10 protein-coding genes are annotated in these 8527 nt (G+C 47.2%); 6 read left to right on the forward strand and 4 right to left on the reverse strand.

What is annotated here, in order from left to right:
* Positions 1 to 25 precede the first annotated feature (25 nt).
* The 6 genes from QUA27_RS18445 to QUA27_RS18470 all read left to right on the forward strand — a co-directional run bounded on the left by QUA27_RS18445 (position 26) and on the right by QUA27_RS18470 (position 3822).
* Positions 26 to 1270: an RNA polymerase sigma factor gene (locus tag QUA27_RS18445; protein ID WP_333069588.1), complete on the forward strand. Its 1245-nt coding sequence runs from the start codon at positions 26 to 28 to the stop codon at positions 1268 to 1270.
* A 90-nt stretch (positions 1271 to 1360) separates the two neighbouring features.
* Positions 1361 to 1720 carry a YciI family protein gene (locus tag QUA27_RS18450; RefSeq protein WP_333069589.1) on the forward strand — a complete coding sequence of 120 codons (360 nt, stop codon included), beginning with the start codon at positions 1361 to 1363 and terminating at the stop codon, positions 1718 to 1720.
* 175 nt (positions 1721 to 1895) lie between these two features.
* A complete protein-coding gene (locus QUA27_RS18455; RefSeq protein ID WP_333069591.1) occupies positions 1896 to 2348 on the forward strand; it encodes a YybH family protein in 453 nt (150 codons plus the stop codon).
* A 37-nt stretch (positions 2349 to 2385) separates the two neighbouring features.
* Entirely contained in the window at positions 2386 to 2817 is a 432-nt protein-coding gene (locus tag QUA27_RS18460) for a YciI family protein (protein WP_333069592.1), read from the forward strand.
* An 88-nt stretch (positions 2818 to 2905) separates the two neighbouring features.
* The gene (locus tag QUA27_RS18465) at positions 2906 to 3316 is read left to right on the forward strand and encodes a VOC family protein (protein ID WP_333069594.1); all 411 of its coding nucleotides are present in this window, start codon (positions 2906 to 2908) and stop codon (positions 3314 to 3316) included.
* Positions 3317 to 3414: 98 nt separating this feature from the next.
* A complete protein-coding gene (locus tag QUA27_RS18470) occupies positions 3415 to 3822 on the forward strand; it encodes a VOC family protein (RefSeq protein ID WP_333069595.1) in 408 nt (135 codons plus the stop codon).
* Positions 3823 to 4146: 324 nt separating this feature from the next.
* On the opposite strand, the gene QUA27_RS18475 is transcribed toward QUA27_RS18470, so the two are convergent.
* The 4 genes from QUA27_RS18475 to QUA27_RS18490 form a co-directional block, all read right to left on the reverse strand.
* Entirely contained in the window at positions 4147 to 5082 is a 936-nt protein-coding gene (locus tag QUA27_RS18475) for a branched-chain amino acid ABC transporter permease (protein WP_333069596.1), read from the reverse strand.
* A gap of 45 nt (positions 5083 to 5127) precedes the next feature.
* Positions 5128 to 5676 (reverse strand): GNAT family N-acetyltransferase, encoded by a 549-nt coding sequence (locus QUA27_RS18480; RefSeq protein ID WP_333069597.1) that lies wholly within the window; start codon positions 5674 to 5676, stop codon positions 5128 to 5130.
* A gap of 172 nt (positions 5677 to 5848) precedes the next feature.
* Positions 5849 to 6799 carry a branched-chain amino acid ABC transporter permease gene (locus QUA27_RS18485; protein WP_333069599.1) on the reverse strand — a complete coding sequence of 317 codons (951 nt, stop codon included), beginning with the start codon at positions 6797 to 6799 and terminating at the stop codon, positions 5849 to 5851.
* Positions 6800 to 6950: 151 nt separating this feature from the next.
* Entirely contained in the window at positions 6951 to 8207 is a 1257-nt protein-coding gene (locus tag QUA27_RS18490; RefSeq protein ID WP_333069600.1) for an ABC transporter substrate-binding protein, read from the reverse strand.
* Positions 8208 to 8527 lie beyond the last annotated feature (320 nt).

Genomic DNA, 8527 nt, shown 5'->3' on the forward strand with positions numbered 1-8527 from the left:
TATATGTTTGTTTTGTGAACGGTTTATGAATGAGACAGCAGCCAATCAAATCCGTCAGCAGGTGGAAGCTGTGTACCGATCCGAGTCGCGTCGCGTTTTAGCCACACTGATTCGACTCCTGGGCGACTTCGACCGCGCCCAAGAGGCGATGCACGAAGCCTTCGCTGCGGCTGTAGCGCAATGGCCCCGCGACGGCATCCCCGCTAACCCGCGATCGTGGCTTGTATCTACGGGTCGCTTTAAAGCGATCGACACCATCCGCCGTCGCGCTCGCTTTGATACGCACTTGGCAGAACTCGCTCAACAACTCGATCCGAGTGACACCACAATCGAGGATGACGAAGACGTTGAGGACGATCGCCTGCGCTTGATTTTCACTTGCTGTCATCCGGCCCTGTCGCCAGAAGCTCAGGTGGCGTTGACGCTGCGGGAAGTCTGCGGACTCAGTACCGAGGAAATTGCCAGCGCCTTCCTGATTGCTCCCCCCACGTTGGCGCAGCGGATCGTGCGGGCCAAGGCGAAGATCCGATCCGCACGCATTCCTTATCAAGTGCCGTCGATAACCGATTTGCCCGATCGATTGGACGCCGTGCTTCAAACGATCTACCTGGTGTTTAACGAAGGGTACGCGGCCTCATCTGGCAGATCGCTGACGCGGGCAGATATCGCTGACGAAGCGATCCGTTTGGGACGGCTGGTAATGGAACTTTTGCCAGACTCCGAAGCGATCGGACTCCTGGCGCTGATGCTGCTGCAAGCATCGCGGCGCACCGCACGCACCTCCTCCACAGGCGACCTGATCCTTCTAGAAGACCAAGATCGATCGCTCTGGAATCAAGCACAAATTTCTGAAGGCAGGTTACTGGTGCAGCAATCGCTATCATCGGGACGGTTTGGTTCGTACACGCTTCAGGCTGCGATCTCAGCGGTGCATTCAGAGGCCCAGAGTGCTGCTGCCACGGACTGGGCGCAGATTGTGGGCTTATACGACCTGCTCGTGCAATTAGAGCCGTCGCCGGTTGTTGCCTTAAATCGGGCGGTGGCAGTGGCAATGCGCGATGGCCCCTTAGCGGGACTGCAATCGATCGACGAAATATTAGCGCGCGGCGATTTGGCAGACTACCATCTAGCACACTCCGCGCGAGCCGATTTGTGTCGGCGGCTGGGCAGAACGGCTGATTCCAGAGAATCCTACCAAAAGGCGCTGGCGATCGTGAAACAGGAACCAGAGCGTCGTTTTCTCGAAAAACGCCTTCGCGAGTTAGGTTGAAAAAATTTTTTATTCCGCTGTCGATTTGCAGCTTCGCCGAACGACTACTAAATGAAGGCGACTATCTCAGATCGAATTTTGGAGATAACGATGAAATACATATTGCTGATTTACAGCGACGAAAATGCCTGGACTCAAAGCGAGCTGCTGCAATGCTACGCAAAGTCTTTGCAGCTAACCCAAGAACTGCAAGCGAACGGTCAATATTTAGGTGCTTCGCCGCTACACTCGATCGCCACAGCAACCAGTATTCGAGTGCGTGACGGCAAAAAACTTGTCACCGATGGGCCGTTTGCGGAGACGCGCGAACAACTCGGCGGCTACTTTCTGATCGATGCCAAGGATCTTGACGAAGCGATCGCGATCGCAGCACGCATACCCAGCGCCAGTAAAGGTACGGTTGAAATTCGCCCGATCGTGGAACTGTCGGGCTTGCCATCAGACCAGTAGTTGCCGTCAATACCGCTCAACGCAAACTTCCACATCCGCACTGACAAACTTTTCCAGAAAAAATGTTCAACTTGTCGATCGCGCAGACCTCTATTCGACTAGATGGTAGAGCAAGGGTTAGCAGTTTTCAATCTGCGCCCGGAAAACCAATCGACATCAATAAGGAGATACCGCAATGACTGTGACAACTGAAACCACCAAAACACAAGACGAAGCCCAGATTCGACAAATCATCGCAGATACCGCCAGTGCCATCTGCGCCAAAGACCTCGATCGCATCATGGCGCACTACGCCCAAGATGTGATTATTTTCGATGCCATACCGCCGTTCCAAACCAAAGGTGCAGATGAATTTCGACGGACGTGGGAGGCCTGCCTGCCTTGCTTCCCGGACTCCTTCGGGATTGAGATGCGAGACCTCAGCCTCACCGTGAGCGGTGATTTGGCTCACGCGCACTGGTTTTTTCACTTCACTGGGATGCCAAAAGATCACCCAGGGGCGCAGATGTGGATGCGAATGACCTCTACGTGCCAGCGGAAACAGGGCAGATGGCAGATCGTGCACGAGCATTGCTCTGTCCCCTTCGATCCAGAAACGTCTAAAGCCGTTTTCACGATCGCACCTTAGCCCAGCTCAACAACTATAAACAAAAGGAGATTTCACGATGAAAGTCATGGTTCTAGTCAAAGCTACCGAAGACTCAGAGGCAGGCGTCATGCCCAGCGAACAGCTTCTGACGGAAATGGGGCAATACAACGAAGCATTGGTTAAGGCGGGAATTATGCTCGCTGGCGAAGGGCTACATCCCAGCTCAAAAGGAGCGCGGGTGACGTTTTCAGGCACAAATCGCAGCGTGATTGACGGGCCGTTCACAGAGACAAAAGAACTGATTGCCGGATTCTGGATCTGGCAAGTGCAGTCGATGGACGAAGCGATTGCCTGGGTCAAACGCTGCCCCAACCCGATGCCAGGAGAATCCGCGATCGAAATTCGCCCCATCTTTACAGAAGAGGACTTCGGCGAATCCTTGACGCCCGAACTCAGGGAACAGGAAGAACGCATTCGGGCGGGGGCAGAACAACTCCAGCGTTCTTGAGGGCATAAATACTGCCTAACTTTTCGTCCGGCAGCCGCATCATTTCCCGTGAATGGATTGCTCGATCGACTATTAACCAAAGGAGTACATGATGCAATCGAATACTTATCTCTTTTTTGACGGTGAATGCCAAGCTGCATTTAAATTCTACGAACAGTGTTTAGGTGGCAAAATCGAGATGATGACCTATGGGGATGCGCCCATGTCTGAGGAAATTCCCTCCGAACAGCGCGATCGAATCATGCACGCCAACTTAACTGTTGGTGGAATGGTATTGATGGGTTCTGATACTCCACCCGATGGCTTTAAAAAACCACAGGGATTCTCTGTGAATCTTCAATTTGACGATCGGGTCGAAGCGGAGCGGATCTTTCAAAAATTGGCAGAAAACGGAACGGTAAAGATGCCATTCCAAGAGACTTTCTGGTCTACCAGTTTTGGAATGCTTGTCGATCGATTTGGCACACCGTGGATGATTAATGTCCAGCCAGCTACCTAACCCTTTCAATTTGGCTCACAGGCCTTACCCTTCAATTCAAACATTAGCGAAAAATCGTTAATGTTTCACCTGGCGATCGAAGTTAAAAAGGAGAAAACATGGCTACTAAAATTTTCTTGAATTTACCCGTCAAAAATCTCGATCGGTCTGTCGAATTTTTTACTAAACTTGGATTCAGTTTTAACGCCCAGTTTACTGACGAAACTGCCACTTGTATGGTTGTGAGCGAAGACATCTTCGTCATGCTATTGACAGAAGCCAAGTTCAAGGAATTTACACCCAACGCAATTTGCGATGCCACTAAGAGTACAGAAGTGCTGGTGTGCTTGTCTTCCGAAAGCCGAGAAGAAGTGGATAAAATGATTCGCAAGGCAGTTGCTGCTGGTGGAACGACCTACAATGAACCGCAAGACCACGGATTTATGTATGGTCATGGCTTTCAGGATTTAGATGGCCACATTTGGGAAACTATGTTCATGGAACCCTGTGCAGTAAATCAAGGTTAGGCAGTTTCTATCTGCTTCCTGAAAACAATACAAAGCTCTTCTCAATGCGTTCAAGTTAGTGATTTCATTGAGAAGAGCGATCGAATATCCAAAAATACCGCATAAACCATGAATTAATCATCTAAACCAGTTGGCTACAACTGCGTTTCGCCGTATTTGGTTGTCGGTGGTGTAGCAGAAACATCGCATTTCTCATCTGAGTATGGGGAGCGATCGAACTGAGGCGGTTCCCTAATGAATCGCGAAAGCCGATCGACTCTGAAGTCCGCATCAACGATAGGGTAGTGATGATTGCTGAGGTCGGCGATGGCTGGCCATCCTTTTTTAAACAGAAGTACGATCGGCCTTTTTAAATTTCTTCAACAACTCCGGCGTCACCAAACCTTGCGGAAAAAATATCGTCCCCAAAACAATCAGCAACCCAAAAATAATTAAACGTCCATCCCGCAGAAATTGCGCCAACCAAATCGGCAATCCCTGAATAGTTGCTATCCCCCTCAAAACCTCCGGCAAAGCAGTAAACACCATCCCGCCCAAAACTGCTCCCAGAAAAGTTCTGCTACCACCAATCAACACAGAAGTCAAGTAAATAATACTAGCATCAAAAGTACCTTGACGGGCGTTCCAAGTATTCAGGAAATGAGCGCTAACAGCACCCACAACCCCAGCTAAAACAGCACCTAACGTGAAAGCCAGAACCTTATAAAAAGTTGGGTTAATCCCGATCGCATCAGCCGCCAACTCATCAGCGCGGATCGCGGCAAAAGCCCGCCCCACTCGAATCCGTTCTAGCCGATAGACAATCGCCATACTTACCAACAGTAAAGGTAGTACAATCCACAAATACTCGAGCGGCGTCGCAAACGGTTGCGGAATCCCAAAAATTCCCACAGCCCCGCCAGTGATGTCCAGATTCAGCGATAAAACCCGCAAAATTTCCACAAAAGCAATAGTTGCGATCGCCAAATAAATCCCACTCAACCGCAGCGCCGGAATTCCCACCAAAATCCCCAGCAACCCCGAAACAACCCCTGCAATTATCATCTCCAATAACAACAACGGCAGTGGAAATAAACCACCTGTCTGTTGAAAAACCGTTGTAGATAAAATCGCCGCAATATACCCACCCAAAGCATAAAAACCAGGGCTAGCCAGAGACAACTGTCCAGTCATTAAAGGCAAATATAGCGACATTCCCAACATTGCACCCAGCAACATCGAGACAATCAGAAACCCATAAGTAGTAAAAAATGTAGCCATTGGATTTTAGATATTTTAGATTAGAAGTTATTAAGAAAAATCGGGTTAGCTTGGTTTCCAATTTGGATTAATTAAGCTAGTCTGAATATGGTCTTCCCACCGACCATTTATCAACAAATAGTCTCTAGCGTAACCTTCTACCACAAATCCCAATCTTTTAAGTAGATTACCGCTACGCTGATTGTGAGGCATATAATTTGCCATAATGCGATGTAAATTTAACTCTCCAAAAACATATTGAATTGCAACTCTCACAGCTTCCGTCATATAACCTTTACCTTGTTGCGCTTCTGCCAGATTATATCCTAAAAAGCAAAACTGACCGGCACCTCGTACAAAATTATCAAAATTAACGTTACCGACAATATACTCAGGATTAGCCTTCTCAAAAATCCACACTTTTAAAGATTTGTCAGAGTTAAAGCCTTGGAAATCTTTCTCTACTTGTTTTTCCCAATAACTTTTAGTTAAAAAATCCTCCCCCCAATGTCTATGCCAGGGAGTAAAAAACCTTTGATTGTCTCTGTAAAATTTAATGATTTTGCAAATATCGTCTGGATTGGCTAATCGCAAAAAAAGGCGATCGCTGACCATTAATGGAACTTCCGAATTCATCAAATTGCCTCTAAGGTATGAATAAGTTTTCTAGGTACGTCTATAAAACTCCACAAGAGTTTACACGGGCTGGTTTAGGTATAGTCTTTGCTGGAAACCAGTTTTCCCTTCTCAAAACCGCCCTCCCTTATTAGATGTCTTGCAAATAATACTATACCTTTTGAATCAAACGCCGTCCAAACAAACCCTGCGGTCTAACCAAGAGCATAATAAACAATATGGCAAAAGCAACCGCATCCTTATAAGCAGAAAAATCTCCCGGTACAAAAGCCTCCACCAAACCAATTATAAAACCTCCCAAAACTGCCCCAGGAATACTCCCCAACCCACCAAGCACAATCACCGCCAAACCCTTCAAACCAAAAGCAATACCAAAATACGGCCCAGCAATACTAACACTAGAACCCACCAAACTCCCCGCTAAACCCGCCAGAAAACTGCTCACAAAAAACGTTAAAACAATATATCTGTCAGTATCAATACCCAAGAGACTAGAAGTAGTAGCATCTTCTGCCACTGCCTGCATTGCTTTGCCAAATTTAGTGAAATTTATTAAGTAAGTTAAGACAGCAACAATCGCAACTGATACCGCAAAAATTACTATTTGAACAGTACGAATCGGAATTGGTTGCTCCGCTGTGCCGAAGTTAATTGCAGGAGGTAAATAGCCGTAAGTATTAGCAGGAAAAGTGTAAATTTCTGCACCTACAATATACTGGATGATATTGGCGATCGCCACCGCCGCCCCCAAACTAGAAACCACCGTCAGCAGAGGATCTGAGTGTCTGCGGCGCAAAGGCAAAAAAGCAACTCTTTCAACAATTACTCCCACCAAACCAGCCAGCACACTGCCGAACATTAGCGCCACACCAAAAGGAAACTGCACGGGAATTCTCGCATTAGCCAACAACCCGTTAAAACCAAAAGCACCGCCCATCAGCGCATAAGTGAAATAAGCACCCAAAGTAAACACTGCACCGTGAGCAAAATTAATAATTCCGAGAATAGAAAACACCAGGGTGTATCCCAGGGAAAAAATAGCATACACGCTGCCGATCGACAAACCATTCAAAAATTGTTGCAAAAACAGAGTTAAGTCCATTACCAGTTAAGAGTTGAGCATCACACCAAAATCATTCAACAACAAATACGTCCGCGAGTTTCCCTCTTCCCTGTTACTTCTTTGGTCTTCCTGACACCTGTTACATCCCTTACATCTGTTACAAAATCAGTTTGCCAACTTCCCTCTCCCCTCATTTCAAAAAATCAAACTTACCATTATTGCCATCAGCCTCCATCTTAATCCGTGCCACATAAAACTCTTTCTGATTAATCTCACCTTCAGGCGTAAAAGAAATTTCCCCCAAAGGCGTGTCGTACTTACCACCCAACAACTGCTGATTCAAATTTGTACGCAACTCTGCCAACGGCTTTTCGCTAACCTTAGACTTAGCATTAATTGCCTTTAATGACTCAACAAAAACTTGTACGCCAGTAAAAGCCTGAGCGCTAAATTGAGGCGGTTCTTTCTTGAATTGAGCGCGATAAGCATCGCGAAAAGCCTTATTAACTTCATTTTCGTATTCCGGACTGTAGGCTTGGGCAATCAAAACCCCATCGCAAAGAGCCTTGCAAACAGGAAATACATTAGAAGTATTCAGACCGTTGCCCCCAATGATAACGCCTTTATATCCCAACTCCCGCAATTGCTTAATTAAATTGCCTCCATCGGCGGCCAACCCGGAAATAATTATCAAATCGGGGTTGACATTTATTGCGTTAGTAGCTTGAGATTGGAAATCTGTATCAGTAGTCAAGAATTTTTGGACTGTTGCCAATTCCAGTCCCATATCTTTAACAGTAGTCTGAAAAGTTTCAGTCTCAGATTTGCTAAAAGCATCATTCTGAGCAAAAAACACGGCTACTTTCTGAATATTGGGATTTTGCTTTAGTGCAGCTTTCACCGCATTAGGTGCTACCACGGCCACAGGCGCGGAGACTCTCGCCACATAATCGCCAATCTGGGGAATGCCTTTAGCGGTATTGGAGGGTCCGAGTACGGGAACTTTTGCTCGATCGGCGATAGGATCGGCACTAAAAGCTTGTTGCGAGAGGGTAGGCCCCACAATACCTACCACTTTATCCTGATTGATCAGAGTATTGAAGGCATTGATCGTCCCTTGTTCATCTCCACCGGTATCTTGGAACACCAGTCTAATCGGCGCCCCATCCACACCGCCCTTATCGTTGAAATACTTCTCAGCAATTTTCGCTCCAGCCACCTGTTCCTGACCCAGTAAAGCCACATTGCTAGTTTGGGCTACCCCAATACCTATAGATATAGTGTTGGAACTCCCCCCTGGCGAACCCTCTGGGGAAGCACCGGGAGATGGCGAACTCGGCGGAGATGCTGTAGTGGAGGTTTGGGGAGTGTTCGTCTGACTGCAAGCGATCAGCAGTGAAGCGCAGGTAATGAATAAGCCACTAGGGCGGGCTGTAAGTTTTTTCATGAGCGGGCGATCGAACATCTATATATAGAACATCTACACGTAGAGATATTCTACCCATGCGCGGTAGATACTCCCCCCAAAAGTCCCATCTTGCCAAAAAAAAAAGACCCCTTCCCGGAAAGAGGAGTCAGCCAGAGGAGGCAGAATCGGGAATAAACAGCTCAAACCCTTGGTATGTATGGATTTTAAAAAAGTCAAAAATATTTTTGCAAAACGCTTGACAACACCTTGCGAAATAAGTATATTAATAAAGCGCCAGAAGAGAGGCGGTTCAAACAACCGCGAACTCAAGGCAAAAAACTGAACCTAGAAAAAAGAAT

The sequence above is a fragment of the Microcoleus harperi Pol14_C6 genome (assembly GCF_036701295.1).
Taxonomy (GTDB): domain Bacteria; phylum Cyanobacteriota; class Cyanobacteriia; order Cyanobacteriales; family Microcoleaceae; genus Microcoleus.

Excerpts from the sequence above, each read along its gene's own strand:
- QUA27_RS18445 (WP_333069588.1), top strand. The coding sequence starts at position 26 with ATGAATGAGACAGCAGCCAATCAAATCCGTCAGCAGGTGGAAGCTGTG.
- QUA27_RS18450 (WP_333069589.1), top strand. The coding sequence starts at position 1,361 with ATGAAATACATATTGCTGATTTACAGCGACGAAAATGCCTGGACTCAA.
- QUA27_RS18455 (WP_333069591.1), top strand. The coding sequence starts at position 1,896 with ATGACTGTGACAACTGAAACCACCAAAACACAAGACGAAGCCCAGATT.
- QUA27_RS18460 (WP_333069592.1), top strand. The coding sequence starts at position 2,386 with ATGAAAGTCATGGTTCTAGTCAAAGCTACCGAAGACTCAGAGGCAGGC.
- QUA27_RS18465 (WP_333069594.1), top strand. The coding sequence starts at position 2,906 with ATGATGCAATCGAATACTTATCTCTTTTTTGACGGTGAATGCCAAGCT.
- QUA27_RS18470 (WP_333069595.1), top strand. The coding sequence starts at position 3,415 with ATGGCTACTAAAATTTTCTTGAATTTACCCGTCAAAAATCTCGATCGG.
- QUA27_RS18475 (WP_333069596.1), bottom strand. The coding sequence starts at position 5,082 with ATGGCTACATTTTTTACTACTTATGGGTTTCTGATTGTCTCGATGTTG.
- QUA27_RS18480 (WP_333069597.1), bottom strand. The coding sequence starts at position 5,676 with ATGGTCAGCGATCGCCTTTTTTTGCGATTAGCCAATCCAGACGATATT.
- QUA27_RS18485 (WP_333069599.1), bottom strand. The coding sequence starts at position 6,799 with ATGGACTTAACTCTGTTTTTGCAACAATTTTTGAATGGTTTGTCGATC.
- QUA27_RS18490 (WP_333069600.1), bottom strand. The coding sequence starts at position 8,207 with ATGAAAAAACTTACAGCCCGCCCTAGTGGCTTATTCATTACCTGCGCT.